The 20,984-nt window shown below is 55.0% G+C and carries 18 protein-coding genes; all 18 read right to left on the reverse strand.

The features are described 5' to 3' along the window. Positions 1-18: 18 nt before the first annotated feature. Complete coding sequence (gene ftsZ, locus QMZ30_RS05820) at positions 19-1,173, reverse strand: cell division protein FtsZ (RefSeq protein ID WP_039329333.1); 1,155 nt, start codon at positions 1,171-1,173, stop codon at positions 19-21. Positions 1,174-1,243: 70 nt separating this feature from the next. Then, positions 1,244-2,500, reverse strand: a complete 1,257-nt coding sequence (gene ftsA, locus QMZ30_RS05825) for a cell division protein FtsA (RefSeq protein WP_013507861.1) — start codon at positions 2,498-2,500, stop codon at positions 1,244-1,246. Next, positions 2,497-3,336 carry a cell division protein FtsQ gene (ftsQ, locus tag QMZ30_RS05830; RefSeq protein ID WP_039329338.1) on the reverse strand — a complete coding sequence of 280 codons (840 nt, stop codon included), beginning with the start codon at positions 3,334-3,336 and terminating at the stop codon, positions 2,497-2,499. Before ftsQ ends, ftsA begins: the two co-directional genes overlap by 4 nt. A gap of 1 nt (position 3,337) precedes the next feature. After that, positions 3,338-4,258: a D-alanine--D-alanine ligase gene (locus QMZ30_RS05835; RefSeq protein WP_283226689.1), complete on the reverse strand. Its 921-nt coding sequence runs from the start codon at positions 4,256-4,258 to the stop codon at positions 3,338-3,340. Next, complete coding sequence (gene murC / locus QMZ30_RS05840) at positions 4,251-5,726, reverse strand: UDP-N-acetylmuramate--L-alanine ligase (RefSeq protein ID WP_039329341.1); 1,476 nt, start codon at positions 5,724-5,726, stop codon at positions 4,251-4,253. Before murC ends, QMZ30_RS05835 begins: the two co-directional genes overlap by 8 nt. 71 nt (positions 5,727-5,797) lie before the next feature. Continuing rightward, on the reverse strand, positions 5,798-6,856 hold the full coding sequence (murG, locus tag QMZ30_RS05845) for an undecaprenyldiphospho-muramoylpentapeptide beta-N-acetylglucosaminyltransferase (protein ID WP_058971180.1): 1,059 nt from the start codon (positions 6,854-6,856) through the stop codon (positions 5,798-5,800). Next, positions 6,853-8,067 carry a cell division protein FtsW gene (ftsW, locus tag QMZ30_RS05850; RefSeq protein WP_283226690.1) on the reverse strand — a complete coding sequence of 405 codons (1,215 nt, stop codon included), beginning with the start codon at positions 8,065-8,067 and terminating at the stop codon, positions 6,853-6,855. The genes murG and ftsW overlap by 4 nt, the downstream gene beginning before the upstream one ends. Further along, complete coding sequence (gene murD / locus QMZ30_RS05855; protein ID WP_283226691.1) at positions 8,067-9,383, reverse strand: UDP-N-acetylmuramoyl-L-alanine--D-glutamate ligase; 1,317 nt, start codon at positions 9,381-9,383, stop codon at positions 8,067-8,069. The genes ftsW and murD overlap by 1 nt, the downstream gene beginning before the upstream one ends. Positions 9,384-9,385: 2 nt before the next feature. After that, the gene (gene mraY / locus QMZ30_RS05860; RefSeq protein ID WP_039329348.1) at positions 9,386-10,468 is read right to left on the reverse strand and encodes a phospho-N-acetylmuramoyl-pentapeptide-transferase; all 1,083 of its coding nucleotides are present in this window, start codon (positions 10,466-10,468) and stop codon (positions 9,386-9,388) included. Next, positions 10,462-11,823, reverse strand: coding sequence for a UDP-N-acetylmuramoyl-tripeptide--D-alanyl-D-alanine ligase (murF, locus tag QMZ30_RS05865; protein ID WP_283226692.1), 1,362 nt, complete (start codon positions 11,821-11,823; stop codon positions 10,462-10,464). The genes mraY and murF overlap by 7 nt, the downstream gene beginning before the upstream one ends. Beyond that, the gene (gene murE, locus QMZ30_RS05870; protein WP_283226693.1) at positions 11,820-13,307 is read right to left on the reverse strand and encodes a UDP-N-acetylmuramoyl-L-alanyl-D-glutamate--2,6-diaminopimelate ligase; all 1,488 of its coding nucleotides are present in this window, start codon (positions 13,305-13,307) and stop codon (positions 11,820-11,822) included. The genes murF and murE overlap by 4 nt, the downstream gene beginning before the upstream one ends. Beyond that, positions 13,294-15,060 carry a peptidoglycan DD-transpeptidase PBP3 gene (gene ftsI, locus QMZ30_RS05875; protein ID WP_039329353.1) on the reverse strand — a complete coding sequence of 589 codons (1,767 nt, stop codon included), beginning with the start codon at positions 15,058-15,060 and terminating at the stop codon, positions 13,294-13,296. The genes murE and ftsI overlap by 14 nt, the downstream gene beginning before the upstream one ends. A gap of 16 nt (positions 15,061-15,076) precedes the next feature. Then, positions 15,077-15,397 (reverse strand): cell division protein FtsL, encoded by a 321-nt coding sequence (ftsL, locus tag QMZ30_RS05880; RefSeq protein WP_039329354.1) that lies wholly within the window; start codon positions 15,395-15,397, stop codon positions 15,077-15,079. Continuing rightward, the gene (gene rsmH / locus QMZ30_RS05885; RefSeq protein ID WP_283226694.1) at positions 15,394-16,335 is read right to left on the reverse strand and encodes a 16S rRNA (cytosine(1402)-N(4))-methyltransferase RsmH; all 942 of its coding nucleotides are present in this window, start codon (positions 16,333-16,335) and stop codon (positions 15,394-15,396) included. Before rsmH ends, ftsL begins: the two co-directional genes overlap by 4 nt. 2 nt (positions 16,336-16,337) lie before the next feature. Continuing rightward, positions 16,338-16,796, reverse strand: coding sequence for a division/cell wall cluster transcriptional repressor MraZ (gene mraZ, locus QMZ30_RS05890; protein ID WP_039329356.1), 459 nt, complete (start codon positions 16,794-16,796; stop codon positions 16,338-16,340). Positions 16,797-17,289: 493 nt separating this feature from the next. Next, positions 17,290-18,300 carry a catabolite repressor/activator gene (cra, locus tag QMZ30_RS05895; RefSeq protein WP_039329358.1) on the reverse strand — a complete coding sequence of 337 codons (1,011 nt, stop codon included), beginning with the start codon at positions 18,298-18,300 and terminating at the stop codon, positions 17,290-17,292. Positions 18,301-18,498: 198 nt separating this feature from the next. Then, positions 18,499-18,990 carry an acetolactate synthase small subunit gene (gene ilvN / locus QMZ30_RS05900; RefSeq protein ID WP_008108620.1) on the reverse strand — a complete coding sequence of 164 codons (492 nt, stop codon included), beginning with the start codon at positions 18,988-18,990 and terminating at the stop codon, positions 18,499-18,501. A gap of 2 nt (positions 18,991-18,992) precedes the next feature. Next, positions 18,993-20,717, reverse strand: coding sequence for an acetolactate synthase 3 large subunit (gene ilvI, locus QMZ30_RS05905; protein WP_039329361.1), 1,725 nt, complete (start codon positions 20,715-20,717; stop codon positions 18,993-18,995). Between the last annotated feature and the right edge of the window lie 267 nt (positions 20,718-20,984).

The raw sequence follows: 20,984 nt of genomic DNA on the forward strand, positions 1-20,984 counted from the left end.
CCAATTATCAGGATATTCTTAGTCAGCCTGCTTACGCAGGAAGGCTGGAATATCGAGGTAATCTGGCTCTTTGTTAGATGATGCAGGCTGGTCATTGACCACTTTTGCCGCAGGTTTTTGTTCCTGAGGCAGCGGCGCCATACCGTGCTGCTGGTAACGATGGTCCATCACTGGCTGAGTGGCCGGCTTGTTGGTCACCAGAGTGATTTCTGGACGCTTGTCCATACCAATACCGGTGGCAACAACGGTCACGCGCAGTTCGTCGTTCATCTCTGGATCCAGAGAAGTACCGATCACCACGGTTGCATTGTCAGAGGCGAAGGCACGGATAGTGTTACCCACAGTTTCGAACTCATCCAGACGCAGGTCGAAGCCCGCCGTGATGTTGACCAGCACGCCGCGCGCACCTGACAGGTCGATGTCTTCCAGCAGTGGGCTGGAAATCGCCATTTCGGCCGCTTCTTCAGCGCGGTCTTCACCGCATGCCACGCCTGAACCCATCATCGCGTAACCCATTTCTGACATCACGGTACGCACGTCAGCGAAGTCAACGTTCATCAAGCCCGGGCGAGTAATCAGCTCTGCGATGCCCTGCACCGCGCCTTTCAGCACGTCGTTAGCTGCGCCAAACGCATCCAACAGAGAGATACCGCGACCCAGCACTTTCAGCAGCTTATCGTTAGGAATGGTGATTAGTGAATCAACATGCTTAGACAGCTCTGCGATACCCTGCTCAGCAAAAGCCATACGCTTTTTGCCTTCAAAGTTGAATGGCTTAGTCACCACCGCAACGGTCAGGATACCCAAATCTTTTGCTACTTCAGCCACCACTGGCGCTGCACCGGTACCGGTACCGCCGCCCATGCCAGCAGCAATAAACACCATGTCTGCACCTTCCAGCGCAGAACGTAGTGCTTCGCGATCTTCTTCCGCTGAGGTACGACCGACTTCCGGATTGGCACCCGCACCGAGACCTTTAGTGATACCGGTCCCGATCTGAATCGTCTGGCCAACCGCTGTTTTACGCAACGCTTGTGCGTCGGTGTTTACAGCGAAGAATTCTACACCTTCGATACGCTCGCGTACCATGTGCTCTACGGCGTTGCCACCGCCACCGCCGACGCCGATGACTTTAATCACCGCGTCATTGGTTAATTCCATAGGTTCAAACATGATTTCTCTCCGTTATGTGCCTGTCGCCTGGAGACCATAAACATTGCCTGCATGGTCTCCTTTTTAAAAATTAAAACTCTTTCTTCAGCCAACTATTGATACGTTTAAACCAATTGCCCACTGAAGCACGTTTTTCCGTTTCTGCATCACCGTTCATATGTGACTCTTTGCCGTAATGCAGCAGACCGACTGCAGTTGAGTAATACGGCTCCTGCGCGTAATCCGTCAGGCCAGTGATGTTAAGTGGCTGGCCAATACGCACCTGTGTGTGGAACACACGCTGTGCGCAAGCGGCCAGGCCTTCAATCTGCGCCGCACCACCGGTCAGCACGATACCGGCCGCCAGATGATGTTTCACGCCCTGCTGGCGCAGTTGCTCCTGCAGTTGCAGAATCTCGTCATTCACCAGATTCAGCAGTTCGGTGTAACGCGGCTCAATCACTTCCGCCAGCGTTTGACGTTGAAGGCTGCGCGGTGGACGTCCACCCACACTTGGCACTTCGACGTTTTCGTCTTTACCTACAATCGAGCCCAATGCACAACCGTGACGGACTTTAATGGCTTCTGCATCGGTTGGTGGCGTACCGAAGGCATACGCGATATCGCTGGTCACCACATTCCCTGCATAAGGGATCACTTTGGTGTGACGCAGTGCGCCGCCAGTATAGACTGCGATATCCATTGTACCGCCACCGATGTCAACAACACAGACTCCCAGCTCACGTTCATCTTCTGTCAGAACTGAAAAACTGGATGCCAGTCCGGCAAAAATCAGTTGGTCAACTTTCAGGCCGCATCGTTCAACGGCTTTAACAATATTTTTTGCCATGTCGTTGTGGCAGGTGATCAAGTGCACCTTTGCCTGCATACGCACGCCGGAAAGCCCCACCGGGTTCTTGATGCCTTCCTGATAATCAATGGCATATTCCTGAGGAATCACATGCAGGATACGATGTTCATCGCGCACGCGTACGGATTTCGCCGTATGTACCACGTTCTCTACATCATCCTGAGTGACTTCCTCTTCCGAAATCGGAACCATCCCGATTTCGTTCTGACAACTGATATGTTTGCCCGATAAAGCAAGGTAAACCGACGAAATCTGACAATCAGCCATCAGTTCGGCCTGGTCGATGGCACGCTGAACGCATTTCACCACTGACTCAAGGTCGTTTACGCCACCTTTATCCATACCACGAGACGGGCAACTGCCCACCCCAATAATGTTGACCATACCATCAGGCAGAATTTCCCCAACCAGGGCGGCAACCTTGGCGGTGCCGATTTCAAGTCCTACTACCAGTTTTCTGTCCGTTGCCTTGATCATTGTGGTTTAGCCTGTGCCTGGTTTTGTTGCTGATTACTGTCCTGTTGCTCCAACGGAGCCGCTGCCCAGCCTACTGCGGCACCCGAGTCATAGCGCAAATCGACATACGCAATGCGCTTGTTTTGACTCTGGCCCTGCTGTTGCAGCTCCGGATAGAGCTCAATAAAACGGTTAAGACGCTTCATGGTGTCGCTGCGACCCAGCTCGATGCGCACATCGTCGCTGGTCACTAACTGCCACGAGCGCCGCGCCGTCATCGACGCGACCTTCAGGGTAAACTTGCTGGCCTGGAGCACATCACGCATGGTGTGATAACCGGCCAGCACCTCTGTTTCACTGCCTTCCGGGCCATACAACATCGGCAACGTTTCTTTACCGATGTGGCTGGCCGGGACGCTGAAGGAGACGCCATCGGCGTCAACCATGTGGGAGTCATTCCAGCGAGCCACCGGAACATACTCTACCAGGTTAATCTTCAGCTCATCAGGCCACTGCTTACGCACACTGACCTGCTTAATCCACGGTAAACGCTCAATCTGCTGCTGGATGATGTCCACGTTTTGCGACATGAACGTCCCCGGCGCGCCAAGCGACAAAATGGCCTGGCGAATATCATCGTGCGTGGTGTAGTGCGTTTCACCTGTCACCACCAGTTTCGATAACGGCAGGCGCGAAGCATCATTCATCCACTTCAGCACCACCAAGCCGCCAGCCGCCATGATGCCCAACACCATCAGCAGGAACACGATGCCAAACAGCCGTGCACCGTTGCTACGCCCGGTGCTGCTTCGCTCCTGGGGTTCGCGATTTCTAACGCGTAGGGCCGCCTGAGACATATCAGTCAGCCAGCTCCAGAATACGGGCGACTAACTGCGGGAAACTGTATCCCGCCTGTCGGGCCGCCATCGGTACCAGGCTATGGCTGGTCATGCCAGGGGAGGTATTCACTTCCAGCAACTGGAAATTACCCTCACCGTCAGCCATCACATCCACACGGCCCCAACCGCTGCATCCCAGTGCACGCCATGCCGCCAACACCAATGTCTGCAATTCTGCTTCTTTCTCTGCGCTTAAACCGCTCGGACAGAAGTATTCAGTATCGTCAGAAATGTATTTAGCTTCATAGTCATAGAACTCGCTGGCGGTTTTTATTCTGATGGATGGCAGAATTTCATCCCCCAGGATACCCACGGTGTATTCTGCACCGCTGAGAAACGCTTCGATCAGCACGTCATTATCGTGACGGAAAGCCTCTTCCAGCGCTGCAGGCAAGGCCTCAACGCTGTTAACGCGGCTAATGCCTACGCTTGAACCTTCACAGCTTGGCTTCACGAACAGCGGTAAACCAAGAGCGGCGATCGACGCCTGCGTTGCCGCATCCAAACCGGCATCGTGCTGCTGACGCGTCAGCCAGACAAATCTACCCGATGGCAATCCTCTGCCCTGCCACAGCAGTTTGCTGCGCAGTTTATCCATGGTGATGGCCGAAGCCATTACGCCGCTGCCGGTGTAAGGCATTTGCAGGAACTCCAGCACCGCTTGCAGCGTGCCGTCTTCACCGCCACGGCCATGTAATGCAATGAACACTTTGGCAAAACCCTGCGCTTTCAGGTCGAGTACCGAGACATCACGGGTATCAACACCGTGCGCATCAATGCCCATTTCGCGCAGACCCGCTAATACCGCGCTGCCCGAATTGAGCGACACATCGCGCTCTGCCGAGGTTCCGCCCATCAGGACGGCGACTTTCTCAGCCATGACGTGCCTCCGCTTTTGCAGCAGGCTGCAATTCGATTTCAGCCAGTTTACGGGCAATTTTGCCGATATTGCCTGCGCCCTGCACGATCACCAGATCGTCGCCAGAGAGCAGCGGTGCCAGCGCATCCGGTAATGCGTCATGTTCTGACACCAGAATCGGATCAACCTTGCCACGGTTACGGATGGCGCGGCACAGTGAGCGACTGTCTGCGCCCGGAATTGGCGCTTCACCGGCCGGATAAACGTCCAGCATAAGCAGGACATCCACCTGTGACAGCACATTCGCGAAGTCATCAAACAGATCGCGCGTACGCGTGTAGCGGTGCGGCTGGAATACCATCACCAGTTTTTTATCTGGCCAGCCCGCACGGGCTGCTTTGATGGTGACGTCCACTTCAGTTGGGTGATGACCGTAGTCATCAACCAGCATCGCACTGCCAGGATTGCCGTTGACGGCAGCGGTGTCAAACTCGCCTAACACGTCGAAGCGGCGTCCTGTGCCCTGGAAGCTCTCCAGCGCCGCGAGGATGGCGTTGTCTTCAATGCCCTCTTCGCTGGCAACTGCTACCGCAGCCGCCGCATTTAATGCATTGTGACGTCCTGGTGCATTCAGGGTCACTTTCAGCACGGGCTTATCCTGGCGAATCAGCGTGAAGTGCCCTTGCGCGCCACGCTGCTCGTAGTTTTCAATGCGGACGTCAGCATCATCACTAAAGCCGTAAGTGGTGACCTGACGCCCCACGCGTGGGATCAGATCGCGAATCACCACATCATCGACACACATCACCGCACGACCGTAGAACGGCAGGTTATGCAGGAAGTTAATGAACGTCTGCTTCAGGTTTTCGAAATCGCCCTGATAGGTGTCCATATGATCTGCTTCGATATTAGTGACGATCGCCACCATCGGCTGCAGATGCAGGAAGGACGCGTCGCTCTCATCGGCTTCCGCAATCAGGTAACGGCTGGTTCCCAGGCGCGCATGTGTGCCCGCCGCTTTGACTAACCCGCCGTTAACGAAGGTAGGATCTAATCCGCCTTCGGCATAAATACTGGTCACCATCGCCGTGGTGGTGGTTTTACCGTGCGTGCCGGCAATCGCGATGCCGTGACGGAAACGCATCAATTCAGCCAGCATTTCGGCACGGCGAATCACCGGGATACGCTGTTCACGTGCCGCAACCAATTCTGGGTTGTCCTGCGCCACTGCGGTTGACACCACCACAACGCTCGCATCGGTCACGTTTTCCGGACGATGGTTGAAATAGATTGTCGCCCCTAGCGCGGCCAGATGCTGGGTCACAGGATTAGGTGCCAGGTCGGACCCACTAATGTGATAGCCTTCGTTCGCCAACACTTCGGCAATACCGCCCATGCCAGCACCACCGATGCCGACAAAGTGAATGTGCCGGACGCGACGCATCTCGGGCACAATAGAACGCAGTTTTGCCAATTGTTGTGTATTCATCTGTCTCAATTACCTGTTTATCCCGTTTGTACCTGCATTCAGGTACGGGTCAGTCAAACCAACCTGTTAACTTATTTCGCGACGCGTGCGACTTCTTGCGCAACCCGATCGGTTGCATCAGGAATCGCGACCTGGCGGGCTTTTTCTGCCATAGCCAATAGCGTGGTGCGATCCCAATCGCGTAACGTGTCCGCGACCGCAGCAGCAGTAAATTGCGGCTGCTCGAAAATTTTGGCCGCGCCCGCTTTTTCAAGCGGCAGCGCGTTCCAGTACTGCTGACGATCTTTGTGCTGGAAAGGCACAAAAATGGCCGGTAAACCTGCGGCAGCCACTTCGCTCACCGTCAATGCGCCCGAACGGCACACCACCACATCGGCCCATGCGTAGGCTTCGGCCATGTCATCGATAAACTCGGTGACTTTATGCTGTGGCTGTCCTGCATCGCGATAAGCCTGTTGCACCGTTTCCAGCCCGCCCTTACCGGTTTGATGCCAGAGAGTGATAGCCTCACCCAGCTGCGCGGCAACCTGCGGCATCGTCTGATTAAGAATTCGCGCCCCCTGGCTGCCACCGACCACCAGCACGCGAATCGGCCCCATGCGGCCACTCAGACGTTCTGCGGGCAAAGGCAGTGCCAGCACATCGGTGCGCACCGGGTTGCCAACGACATCCGCGGTGGGAAATGCACCCGGAAAGGCTTGCATCACTTTGGTAGCGATTTTCGCCAGCCATTTGTTGGTCAGCCCAGCAATACCATTCTGCTCGTGCAGTACCACAGGAATACCGCAGCTCCACGCCGCGAGACCACCCGGTCCGGAAACATATCCGCCCATACCGAGTACCACATCCGGCTGCCAGTTTTTCATGATGCGGCGCGCCTGACGCCATGCATTGAAAATTCTGACCGGTGCCAGTAACAAAGCTTTCACGCCTTTTCCGCGTAAACCGCTGATGCGGATAAACTCAATCTCGATGCCATGCTTCGGTACCAAATCCGCTTCCATGCGATCAGCGGTTCCCAGCCAGCGTACTTGCCAGCCCTGTTCGATCAGGTGATGGGCCACTGCCAGACCCGGGAACACATGTCCACCGGTTCCGCCGGCCATCACCATCAGCCGCTTGCTACTCATCGAGCACCTCGGGTAAACGCCTGCGCTTTTGCCAGACGCGTTTCATAATCAATGCGCAATAAAAACACGATGGCAGTCGACATGATGATCAGACTCGAACCACCGTAACTGATCAGCGGCAATGTCAGACCTTTGGTCGGCAGCATACCTGCAGCTGCACCGACGTTAACCAGCGCCTGGAAGCTAAACCACACGCCAATTGAACAAGCGAGAAAGCCCGAAAAGCGCTGATCGATCTCCAGAGCACGGCGACCAATCGACATCGCGCGAAAAGCGACGAAGAATACCATCAACAGCGCTAAAACCACACCGACATAACCCAACTCTTCGCCAATGATGGAGAAGATAAAGTCGGTATGTGCCTCCGGCAGATATTCCAGTTTCTGCACCGAGTTGCCTAAGCCTTGCCCCCAGAATTCGCCACGGCCAAATGCCATCAGGGACTGCGTCAGCTGGTAACCGCTGCCGAAGGGATCTTCCCATGGATTCCAGAAGGAGGTCACACGGCGCATACGGTATGGTTCGGCGATAATCAGCAGGACAACAGCAAAAATACCGGAGCCGATAATCGCCAGAAACTGCCACATCTTCGCCCCCGCGAGGAACAGCATCGCCAGCGTGGTGACGAATAACACCACCACCGTCCCGAGGTCAGGCTGTGCCAACAGCAAGACGGCCAACACCACCATCACGCCCATCGGCTTGCAGAAGCCCCAGAAGTTATTACGCACCTCTTCCACCTTGCGCACCAGATAACTGGCGAGATAGCAGAACAGCGAGAGTTTCGATAACTCCGCGGGCTGAATACGTAAGGGACCGATCGCGATCCAACGTGATGCACCGTTAACAGAGCTGCCAACCACCAGCACAATCAGCAGCATCACCACTGATGCCATCAACATCACGTTGCTGTAGCGCTGCCAAAAATCCATTGGCACGCGCAGTGTCACCAGCGCCATCCCCAAGGCGAGTGCGATGTAAAACGCGTCACGCTTGGCAAAGTAGAACGGGTCTTCATTCAAACGCTGCCCAACCGGCATTGACGCCGATGTCACCATCACAAAACCAATGATCGCCAGGCCAAAGGTCAGCCACAGCAGCGTGCGATCGTACAACACCACCGGCGCGTCATCATTTTCACGACCGCCCATCACCCAATCGCGTAAGCGAACGGAGAAGAAGCTGGCAATACTGGCACCCGGAATGCGCATCAGCTCAACTCCTTCGCCAGTTGCGCGAACTGATCGCCACGCTGTTCAAAATTACGGAACTGGTCAAGGCTGGCACACGCAGGGGAAAGCAGCACCATATCGCCGGCTTTGACCTGAGGTGCAATCAACGCCATCGCTTGCTGCATGGTCTCGGTGCGCGTGGCAATCTCCGGGCGCAGTGCGGCGAGTGCATCACCGTCGCGACCGAAGCAAAACAGCTGTACGTTGTCCCCCTGCAGATAAGGCGTCAGGGTACTGAAATCAGCCGATTTGCCGTCACCTCCCATCAGCAGCCACAAGGTGCCTTTCACCTGCAAGCCATTGAGTGCCGCTTCGGTGCTGCCGACGTTGGTGGCTTTGGAGTCATTAATCCAGCGCACGCCGTTGGCTTCATGCACCAGTTGGAAACGGTGCGCCAGGCCGGTGAAGGTGGTTAACGCTTTCAGGCTTGATGCTCGTGGAATATTGACGGCATCAGCCAGCGCCAGTGCAGCGAGGGCGTTGGTGTAGTTATGTTGCCCCACCAACGTCATCTCATCGATGTTCAACACGCGTTCGCCCTGGGCACGCAGCCAGGTGCTGCCTTGCTGTTGCGTCAGATGGTAGTCGCCAAGGTTAATGCCGAAACTGACACAGCGCGCGTCAACGCCACGAACGGGCATGGTCATGCCATCGTCGGCATTCACCACGCAGATGCGGGCATTTTCATAAATGCGCAGTTTCGCCGCGCGATACTGCTGCATACCCAACGGATAGCGATCCATATGATCTTCAGTCACGTTGAGAATGGTCGCCGCTGCGGCCTTTAAACTGTAAGTGGTTTCAAGCTGGAAGCTGGAAAGCTCCAGTACATACAGCTGCGCCGGAGATTTCAACAGGGTGAGTGCCGGCAAACCGATATTGCCGCCCACGCCCACCTGCCAGCCTGCCGCACGCGCCATCTCGCCCACCAGGGTGGTGACGGTGCTCTTACCGTTCGAACCGGTGATGGCGACAATCGGTGCCTGCGCCTCACGGCAGAACAGTTCGATATCGCCAACGATCTCGATCCCGGCATCCGAAGCTTCACTCAACGCTGGATGCGCTAACGCGATGCCCGGGCTGGCGATGATCAAATCGGACGCCAGCAACCAGTCACTGTTGATACCGCCAACATAGCGTTCTACCGACTCAGGCAGTTTATCGAGGCCCGGCGGAGACACACGGGTATCCATCACGCGAGGCGTAACGCCCTGCGCGAGGAAGAAATCAACACAGGACAGGCCGGTAATGCCTAATCCGATGATGACGACTTTTCTGCCCCGATAGTCAGCCATGATTAACGTACCTTCAGCGTTGCCAGGCCAATCAGCACCAGCATCAGTGAAATAATCCAGAAGCGCACAATCACGCGCGGCTCCGGCCAGCCTTTCAGTTCATAGTGGTGGTGAATCGGTGCCATGCGGAAAATACGCTGACCGCGCAGCTTGAACGACCCCACCTGCAAGATCACCGACAGGGTTTCAACCACAAACACGCCGCCCATGATCACCAACAAGAACTCCTGACGCAGCAGCACCGCGATGGTGCCCAGCGCGCCACCCAGCGCCAGTGAGCCGACATCCCCCATAAAGACTTGCGCCGGGTAGGTGTTGAACCACAGGAAGCCCAGTCCGGCACCGACGATGGCAGTACACACAATCACCAACTCACCCGCGTGACGCAGATAAGGAATATGCAGATATTCAGCAAACTTCACGTTACCGGTCGCCCATGCCACCAGCGCAAAGCCTGCGGCGACAAACACGGTTGGCATAATCGCCAGACCATCCAGACCATCAGTGAGGTTTACGGCATTACCGGTACCGACAATCACAAAGTAGGCCAGCAACACATAAAACAGGCCCAACTGCGGCATGATGTCTTTAAAGAACGGCACCACTAACTGCGTGGCTGGCGTGCCGTGTCCTGCGGCATACAGGGCAAAAGCCACGCCCAACGAGATCACCGACATCCAGAAGTATTTCCAGCGGGCAATCAGACCTTTGGTGTCTTTGCGTACCACTTTGCGATAATCATCGACAAAACCAATTACGCCAAAGCCCACCAGTACCGCCAATACACACCACACATACGGGTTGGAAGGATAAGCCCACATCAGCACCGAAACGGTAATCGAGGTGAGGATCATGATGCCGCCCATGGTCGGCGTACCACGTTTACTGAAGTGCGACTCTGGACCGTCGTTACGTACCACCTGGCCAATCTGCAATTTCTGCAGCCAGGCAATCAAACGCGGCCCCATCCACAGCGAAAGGAACAGAGCGGTCAGCAGGCTGACAATGGCGCGAAACGTCAGATACGAGAAGACGTTAAAGCCGGAATAAAGTGCGACCAGATGTTCGGCCAGCCAGACTAGCATGTTCCTTTCTCCTGTAAGCTCTCGACGACCTGCTCCATGGCGGCGCTACGTGAGCCTTTAACCAAAATAGTGATGTCCCGATGTTGGGACAGCAATGTGCGTAAACGTTCCGTCAGATCGGCTTTAGTGGCGAAATGTTCGCCTTTACCGCTGCTTTCACCGATCAATCGGCTCAGCGTGCCGGTACTCAACACACAATCAATACCCGCTGCCTTCGCGGCTTCCCCTACCTGCTGGTGACATTGTTCGGCTTCATCGCCCAACTCGGCCATATCCCCGACCACCATCACGCGGTAGCCCGGCATATCGCCTAACACTTGCGCAGCCGCCGTCATGGAACCGACGTTGGCGTTGTAGCTGTCATCGAGCAGTAACTGATTGTCAGCAAGACGAATCGGGAACAGGCGGCCCGGCACGGGCTGCAGGGTTTTCAGGCCAGATTGAATCGCGCTCAGCGGAGCATCAACCGACAGCGCCAACGCTGCCGCCGCGAGTGCGTTGGCAATGTTGTGACGTCCGGGTAAAGGCAACGCCACAGCAATGTCACCGCGCGGAGTATGCAGGGTAAACAGCGTGGCATCCGCACGCAGCACAATGTCGCTGGCGCGGAATTCCGCCTCTGCCATCGGCTGCGGGGAGAAGCGCCACAGCGTTTTATCGACAAACTGTGACTGCCAGTTGGCGAGGTCATTGCTCTCGGCATTCACAATCGCGGTGCCATGTACTGGCAATCCGCCAAAAATTTCGCCTTTGGCTTTCGCCACGCCAGCCAGTGAACCAAATCCTTCCAGGTGCGCCGCGGCCAGGTTATTCACCAGCGCGGTTTCAGGGCGCACCAGATCGGTGGTGTAAGCAATTTCGCCTTGATGATTGGCACCCAGCTCAATCACTGCGTAATCGTGATCCTGCGTCAGGCGCAGCAGTGTCATCGGCACGCCAAAATCATTGTTCAGGTTGCCCGCAGTGTACAGGGTCTCACCACACTGGCGCAGAATTGCCGCCGTCATCTCTTTGACGGAGGTTTTGCCAGATGATCCGGTCAACGCCACCACACGGGCTTTTGACTGCTGGCGCACCCAGGCACCTAGCTGACCAAAAGCAATACGCGTATCCGCGACCACCACCTGTGGCACATCCACCGGCAAGTGCTTACTTACCAGCAGCGCCTTGGCACCGTTAGCGATGGCATCGTTCGCAAAATCATGCGCATCAAAACGTTCACCCACCAGCGCCACAAACAGACTGCCATCGGTAACCTTACGCGTGTCGCTCGTCACATCCGCAATGGTCAGGTCTGCCCCCAGCAATTCACCACCGCTGATCTCTGCCAGTGTTTTCAGGGAAATCGGAATCATGCCATCACCCCCAGCAAGCGGGCGACAGTTTCACGGTCGGAGTAATCAAGGCGGCGGTTGCCAATGATTTGATAGTCTTCGTGGCCTTTACCGGCCACCAGCACGATGTCATCAGCGCTGGCTTGCATCACCGCGTTAGTGACCGCTTGCGCACGTCCTGCAACGATGCGAGCGCGGCCGGGATCGAGCAGGCCAGTCAGAATATCGTTAACAATCGCGCCAGGCTCTTCGCTGCGCGGATTGTCGTCAGTGATCACCACAATGTCAGAGAACTGCTCGGCAATCGCGCCCATCAGTGGACGTTTGCCTTTGTCACGATCGCCGCCACAGCCAAACACGCACCACAGCTTGCCTTTGCAGTGCAAACGAGCGGCTTCCAGCGCTTTTTCCAGCGCATCGGGAGTGTGAGCATAATCCACCACTACCGTGGGTTTTTCTGGCGCGGTGAATACTTCCATGCGACCACATACCGGCTGCAACTGCGAGGCGCTTGAGACCAGCGCCTCCAGCGGATAATCGAGCGTCAGCAAGGTCGCTAAGGCCAGCAACAGATTGCTGACGTTGAATGCGCCCATCAGGCGGCTGTCAAATTCACCGTTACCCCAGCTTGAGCTGAACTGAATATGCGCACCGCCATCGTGATAGTTCACTGCAGTGGCTTTAAGCCAGCGGCCATGGCAACCCGGCTGCAAATTGTCGCCCATGGTAACGGCAACCGCATCCGGTAATTTTTCCAGCCAGCGGCGGCCCACTTCGTCATCGGCATTGATGATCGCAGCATTCACCTGATGCTCAGAGAACAGCAGCCATTTCGCCGCTTCGTAGCTCTGCATATCGCCGTGATAGTCAAGATGATCGCGGCTGAGGTTGGTGAACACAGCGGCGGCAAACGGTAGCGCAGCCACGCGGTGTTGCACCAGACCGTGTGAAGAGACTTCCATCGCCGCCAGGGTTGCGCCCTGCTCGACCAGATCATTCAACACATGCTGCACATCAACCGCAGAGCCGGTGGTGTTTTCAGTAGGCACCAGCTGACCATACAGGCCATTCCCCACCGTGCCCATCACTGCGCCGGTTTCGCCTAGCAGGTTGGCCCACTGAGCAATGAGCTGTGTCGTGGTGGTTTTTCCATTGGTGCCTGTAACGCCGATCAATTTGAGTTTTTCAGCAGGCTGCTGATAAAAGCGCCCGGCCAGTGCAGAGAGACGCTGCTGCAACTGCGCCAGATAGATAACCGGGACGCCGTGCATCTCGCGGATATCTCCATCGCTGGCTTCGCCCTCGGCTTCGGCAATCACTGCCGCTACGCCCTGTGCAATAGCCTGCGGAATAAAACGACGTCCATCAGCATGATGGCCCGCCACGGCGATAAACAGATCGCCAGCAGCCGCTGCGCGGCTATCCAGTGTCATGTCACGGAGTGGACGCGCCGGCGCGCCCGGCACCCACGGGGCCAGTAATTCGCGCAGGTTACGATCGGTCACTTGATTCCTCACTTCTGTTCTTCACCAACTCGTTCTTATCAATTGTTGGCAACGCATCAGGCTCGATGTTCATGGTACGCAGCACTCCGCCCATGATGGCGCCAAACACCGGTGCAGAAACCGCACCACCATAATATTTACCGGCCTGGGGATCGTTGATCACCACCACCAGTGCAAAACGAGGGCGACTGGCAGGCGCAACGCCTGCAGTGTAAGCAATGTATTTATTTACGTAGCGTCCATCCGGCCCGACCTTTTTGGCGGTACCGGTCTTGATAGCGATGCGATAGCCTTTGATCGCAGCTTTCACACCACCACCGCCAGGCAATGCAACGCTTTCCATCATGTGCATCACCGTTTTCACCAGGTCTTCCTGGAAAACGCGTTCACCCGCCACTGGCGGGTCAACTTTGGTGATCGACAGCGGGCGATTGATGCCATAGCTGCCAATGGTTGCGTAGACTCGCGCTAACTGTAACGGCGTTACCATTAGCCCGTAGCCGAAAGAGAAGGTGGCCCTCTCTATGTCAGACCACCGTTGTTTTTGAGGGTATAAGCCACTACTTTCCCCGACCAGCCCCAAATTGGTCGGTTTACCCAGTCCAAAGCGCGCGTAAGTTTCTACGAGTGCTGAGGAGGGCATCGCTAACGCCAAACGTGAAACCCCGACGTTACTCGACTTCTGTAAAACCCCGGTAAGGGTCAATTCGTTGTAGCGCGCCACGTCTTTGATCTCATGACCATTCACGCGGTACGGCACGGTATTCAGGACGCTGTTCTCTTTCACTACACCGCGTTGCAGTGCGGTCATCACCACCATCGGCTTCACTGTGGAGCCGGGCTCGAAGATGTCGGTAATCGCGCGATTACGCATCACATCTTTCGGGGTGTTGCTGAGATTATTGGGGTTGTAGGCTGGGCTGTTGGCCATCGCCAGCACTTCACCGGTGTTCACATCCACCAGAACCGCGGTACCCGACTCCGCTTTGTTAAATGCCACAGCATTATTCAGTTCACGGTAAACCAGCGCCTGCAAACGCTCATCAATGCTCAGTGTCAGGTTGTGAGCAGCGCGGCTGTCTACGGAAGAGATATCTTCAATCACGCGGCCATTGCGATCTTTACGCACGGTACGTTCGCCCGGTGCACCGGTCAGCCATTTATCGAAACTTTTTTCGATTCCTTCGATGCCCTGACCATCAATGTTGGTGAAGCCAATCAGATGCGCGGTGACCTGGCCTGCTGGGTAATAGCGGCGTGACTCTTCACGCAGGTAAATGCCTGGCAAACGAAGTTTTTTGACATACTCGCCAATCGCCGGGTTGACCTGACGTGCCAGATAGATAAAGCGCCCTTTCGGGTTTGCGTTGATGCGTGCAGCCAGTTGATCCAGTGGGATCGACAGCGCATCGGAAAGCGCTTTCCAGCGGCTATCCAGAGAGACCCCGCCATGTTCTGCCAGCTCTTTGGGATCGGCCCAGATCGCATTCACCGGCACACTCACGGCTAAAGGACGACCTGCACGATCGCTTATCATCCCACGAGCAGTAGGAACGGATTGCACACGCAGGGAACGCAAATCTCCTTCTTTCACCAGCTTGTCAGGATTGATCACCTGCAACCACGCAACGCGTGACAGCAAGCCGCCCAGAGCCAGTAAAATACAGCCGCACAGCAACGCAAAACGCCAGCTTATAAAGCTGGCCTTATCTTCCTGTTTTTTTAACTTCAGCGTTTTGCCTGCGCCGCTCATTGAAATCTGCGATTCCTTATTTCTGCACCACAATATTTTCCTGTGAAGGATCAACATGCTGCATCTGCAGCTTATCGGTTGCTATCCGCTCTACCCGGCTGTGATCGCCAAGCGCATTCTCTTCCAGAATCAGGTTACGCCACTCGATATCGAGGGCATCACGTTCTAACACCAACTGCTCACGCTGTGCCGTCAACAGACGGGTTTTATGCGTGGTGGTCACCACCAGAATCGAGGACACCAGCACCGCAACCAGCAGCAACACCGGGATCTTGCCGAATCGCAGCAAGTCACCCCCAATGACGCCGGGCAGGCTATGTCGCTCGTTTCCAATCATGTCGCGGTCCTTTCAGCAATACGCAGGACTGAACTGCGTGCGCGAGGGTTTTCATTCACTTCAGCTTCGCCAGGAATCAGCTTGCCCAGCGTTTTCAATTCGCGTCCACCCAGCGCTTTCAGCTGGCTTTCAGTCATTGGAATGCCCGCTGGCACTTGTGGGCCTCGGCTCTGATCGCGCATAAAGCGTTTCACTAAGCGATCTTCCAGTGAGTGAAAGCTGATAATGGACAACCGACCACCCGGTGCCAGTACCGACATCGCGCCTTTCAACGCGTTATCAATCTCTTCCAGTTCGCTGTTGATCCAGATACGGATCGCCTGGAAGGTGCGCGTTGCCGGGTGCTTAAATTTGTCTTTGACTGGCATCGCAGCGGCAATCACCGTGGCTAACTCTTTGGTACGCGTCATTGGCTGTTCGCGGTTGCGTTCCACAATGGCGCGTGCGATGCGTTTGCCAAACTTCTCTTCACCGTAGGTCTTAATCACAAAAGCGATATCGGCCTCTTCCGCGCTCATCAGCCACTCTGCGGCAGATTGTCCCCGCGTTGGGTCCATGCGCATGTCCAGTGGGCCATCACGCATGAATGAGAAACCGCGCTCTGCATCATCTAACTGGGGTGACGAAACACCCAGATCCAGCAATACGCCATCGATCTTGCCCGTCAGGCCACGCTCTTCAACATAGTCAGCCAGGGCGGAAAACGGCCCGTGCACAATCGAAAAGCGCGGGTCCTGGATTTCAGCGGCAGCAGCGATGGCTTGCGGATCGCGATCAATCGCCAGTAACTGTCCATTCGCGCCAAGCTGCGAAAGGATCAGACGTGAGTGACCGCCGCGACCAAAAGTGCCGTCAATGTAAATGCCGTCTTCCCTGATATTGAGGCCGTTAACCGCCTCATCCAGCAGCACTGTGGTGTGTTTAAAATTATCCTGCATAGCTATAGCGACAAGTCCTGCAACCGCTCAGATAAAGGCTCCTGAGCTGACTGTTCTGCGTCAATATCGTCCTTAACTTGTTGATACCAGGTCTGTTCATCCCACAGCTCAAACTTATTGAACTGTCCAACCAGCATCACTTCTTTGGTGAGGCTCGCATGTTGGCGTAGCGTATTCGCCAGCAACAAACGACCTGCATTATCCATCTGACATTCACTGGCATGCCCTAACAGCAGTCGCTGCACGCGACGCTCATTCGGATTCATGCTGGATAAGCGCGCCAGTTTTTTCTCAATGATTTCCCATTCGGGCAGGGTATAAAGCAACAGGCAGGGCTGATGGAGGTCAATGGTGCACACCATTTGACCCTGAGACTCTGCGACGAGCAAATCACGATAGCGCGTTGGTACCGCCAGTCGGCCTTTGCTGTCGAGATTGACTAACGTTGCCCCACGGAACATGCCAGCCTTACCCCTCAGTCACCCGTTTTCACCACTTTATCCCACTTTTTACCACGAAACGAGTTTACGGAGCCTATGAAATCCTTGTCAAGCCGCAACGACAAGTGAATATCACTCTTTACAAGAAGTAGAATTATTCAGTGGAGGGAAATGACGGCTGAAGAATGGCAAAATAAAAAATTAACCTAATGAATATTGGAATAAAAATTTTCACGATTTGAGAAATGGTGAAAAATAAAGCGCTTTTACCGCAAAAGATAATTATCCCATGATATGCGACAGCGGCTGCATTTTAGGGGATTTCTGAAAGGAAGCCCAGCAGCATCGCGCCAGCTCTGCTACGCGTCACTGTTGAAGATGTAAACAAGTAAGAAAATGTAGCGCTGTTAATTCGTTAGCAGAGATGGCGATAATTTACGCTTTTTTACCGCAATCCGCTGGCAATAAAATATTTGCGGGATGAATAAACGCGGGCAGGGTTCTGCCCACGATTTCATTTTGTGCGACGGCTTAATTGTCCTCGGCGGAATAAATTTCGACGAATGCGGGTTAATCCCGGCTTGGGTTTACGCGGTTCATCCAACGAGGCTAATACTAATTCCAGCACGCGCTCGGCCACATCGCGGTGGCGTTGCCCTACGGCCAGCACCGGACACTCAAGGAAGTCCAGTAATTCGTGGTCGCCAAAGGTGGCGATCGCCAACTCAGTCGGCAAGCGTCCTTCACGTTTCAGTGTGACGTCCATCACGCCCTGCAACAGACCAAAAGAGGTGGTAAACAGGGCTTCCGGCATCGGATGATCTTCGAGGTATTTCTCGAAAAGCGTGGCAGCAGCGGCACGGTCAAAGCTATTACAGTAGAGGTAATCGATAGGACGTTCGTCATCTTTCCACGCATCACGGAAGCCCATCTCACGCAGAAAACTTACCGATAGCTCCGGAAGCGCCCCGAGGAACAGCACATTCTTCACCGGAAGCTGACGCAATTCAGCGGCCAGGGCATGTGCATCGTCCTGATCGGCCCCTACCACGCTGGTGAAGTGTTCACGATCCAGCGCACGGTCAAGCGCGATAATCGGCAGCGGATCGTTGATCCAGCGCTGATAGAACGGGTGCTCAGGTGGCAGTGAGGTTGAAACGATAATCGCATCCACCTGACGTTGCAGCAGATGCTCAATACAACGCATTTCGTTATCAGGCTGATCTTCTGAGCAGGCAATCAGCAATTGATAGCCGCGCTGACGCGCCTGGCGCTCTAGGTAGTTCGCGATACGCGTGTAACTGGTGTTTTCCAAATCAGGTATAACTAAGCCAATCGAACGCGTTCGACCCGCGCGCAGGCCCGCCGCAACGGCATTGGGGTGATAATTGTATTCACGCACCACCGCCATCACTTTTTCAACGGTTTTGTCGCTGACACGATACTGCCGCGCTTTGCCGTTAATGACATAGCTGGCCGTGGTGCGCGACACGCCCGCCAGGCGCGCAATTTCATCCAGTTTCACGATGACACCTTAATTCTGATTAGCCATGGCTGGCGGAAATGTCCGCAGTGTAGCTAGGGGTAAAACATTTGTAACATCTAACCGCAGAAAACTACGCTGAGCAACCGCTTTTATCTGGCAGCTCTCACAAGCGCATAAAATAAAAAAACCCGGCATTACGCCGGGTTAGCTTTGATACACAATGGTCACATGGCGGAATTAACGCATCACGCGGTCGCCACGCGAGACGCCAACAATACCAGAGCGCGCCACTTCAACGATCTCAGCGACGTCGCGCACCGTGTTGAGGAAGGCGTCGAGTTTATCACTGGTCCCCGCCAGCTGAACCGTGTACAGCGTTGGTGTGACGTCAATAATCTGACCACGGAAAATCTCCGCGCTACGCTTCACTTCTTCACGGCCATAACCGCTCGCCTGGATTTTCACCAACATGATTTCACGTTCAACGTAGGCACCCTGCCCCAGTTCGCTGACACGTAACACGTCCACCAGCTTGTGCAGTTGCTTCTCGATTTGCTCCAGCACTTTCTCGTCGCCGACGGTCTGAATGGTCATGCGTGAAAGTGTCGGATCGTCCGTTGGTGCAACCGTCAGGCTTTCGATGTTGTAGCCGCGCTGAGAGAACAGGCCCACCACGCGAGACAATGCGCCGGATTCGTTTTCCAGCAGAACTGATAAAATACGACGCATAATTATGTCCTCTCCGTTTTGCTCAACCACATCTCGTCCATCGAGCCACCACGAATCTGCATCGGATACACGTGCTCGCTGCCATCAATATTCACATCCACAAACACCAGACGCCCTTTCGCCAGGGTATCCAATGCCAGCTGCAGCTTCTCTTCCAGCTCGGCAGGATGGGCAATCGAAATCCCCACATGCCCATAGGCTTCCGCTAAACGCACGAAGTCAGGCAGAGATTGCATGTAAGATTGCGAGTGGCGACCAGAATAGATCATGTCCTGCCACTGCTTCACCATGCCGAGGAAGCCGTTATTCAGGTTCAGCACCAGCACCGGCAGATCGTACTGCAGCGCGGTCGACAGCTCCTGAATATTCATCTGGATGCTGCCATCACCGGTAACACAGATAACGGTTTCATCAGGCAGCGCCATTTTCACGCCCAGCGCCGCTGGCAAGCCGAAGCCCATGGTGCCGAGACCGCCGGAGTTGATCCAACGACGCGGTTTGTCGAACTGATAGTAAAGCGCAGCAAACATCTGATGCTGACCCACGTCAGAGGTGACGTAAGCATCGCCTTTGGTCAAACGCCAGATGGTCTCAATAACTGCCTGCGGTTTGATCTTGTCACTGGTGCGGTCAAACTCCAGACACTTGCGGCTACGCCAGCCATCAATGGTCTGCCACCAGTCACGCAGGCTATCCAGCTCTTGTTTGGCATCGCTTTGCGCCAGCATTTCCAACATCTGAGACAGCGTTTGTTTGGCATCGCCAACAATCGGAATATCCGCACTCACCGTTTTCGAAATCGACGTTGGGTCAACGTCGATATGCATGATGGTGGCGTTCGGGCAGTATTTCGCCAGATTGTTGGTGGTACGGTCATCAAAACGCACACCAATGCCGAAAATCAGGTCGGCATTGTGCATCGTCATGTTGGCTTCATAAGTCCCGTGCATGCCGAGCATGCCCACACACTGACGGTGTGTGCCAGGGAACACGCCCAGCCCCATCAGCGACGTAGTCACTGGGATGTTAAGCTGTTCTGCCAGTTGCAGCAGTTCCGCTTCACAACCCGACATAATTGCGCCACCACCGGCGTAAATCACCGGTTTGTGTGCGGCCAACAACGTTTGCAGAGCACGCTTAATTTGCCCTTTGTGGCCCTGAATGGTCGGGTTATATGAACGCATGCTCACCGTTTCCGGCCAGACATACGGTAATTTGTTCGCAGGATTCAGGATATCTTTTGGCAGATCGATCACCACCGGGCCTGGACGACCGCTTGCTGCCAGCCAAAAGGCTTTTTTCAGCACGGTTGGGATCTCTTCCGCGTTTTTCACCAGGAAGCTGTGCTTCACCACTGGACGGGAAATCCCGACCATGTCGCACTCCTGGAACGCATCGTAACCAATCAATGAAGAGGGTACCTGTCCCGACAGAATCACCATCGGAATAGAATCCATGTACGCGGTAGCAATACCGGTAATCGCATTGGTTGCGCCCGGGCCTGAGGTGACCAGCACCACACCGACTTCGCCGGTTGCGCGCGCCAGACCATCAGCCATATGCACTGCGCCTTGCTCATGGCGAACCAGTACGTGGTCAATACCACCGACCGTTTGCAGCGCATCATAAATATCGAGCACCGCTCCGCCCGGATAGCCGAATACTTGCTTAACGCCCTGATCGATTAACGAACGGACGACCATTTCGGCTCCTGACAACATCTCCATTTTCTGCCTCCAGGCTTGAGGATCAGCACCCAGCAACGCGAATTATCCCTGCGCGACTGGCATACCGCTCTCTATTCGCCAATTAAGATCAAAATCTTATGTTTATGCTCAGAACACAGAATTCATTTCTGTCTTCCAGGTACAGGGAATCTACTTTAAGGCTGCGTACCGCCATTATTCGCGGTGCCGTCACATCCCAAAAAGCCGTTATCAAGGCGGAGGGTGAAGGCCATAGTGGGCCTATGGCCAAACCCGACAACGATGAGA

This window comes from Pantoea sp. EA-12 (assembly GCF_030053355.1).
GTDB classification, from domain to species: domain Bacteria; phylum Pseudomonadota; class Gammaproteobacteria; order Enterobacterales; family Enterobacteriaceae; genus Pantoea; species Pantoea vagans_C.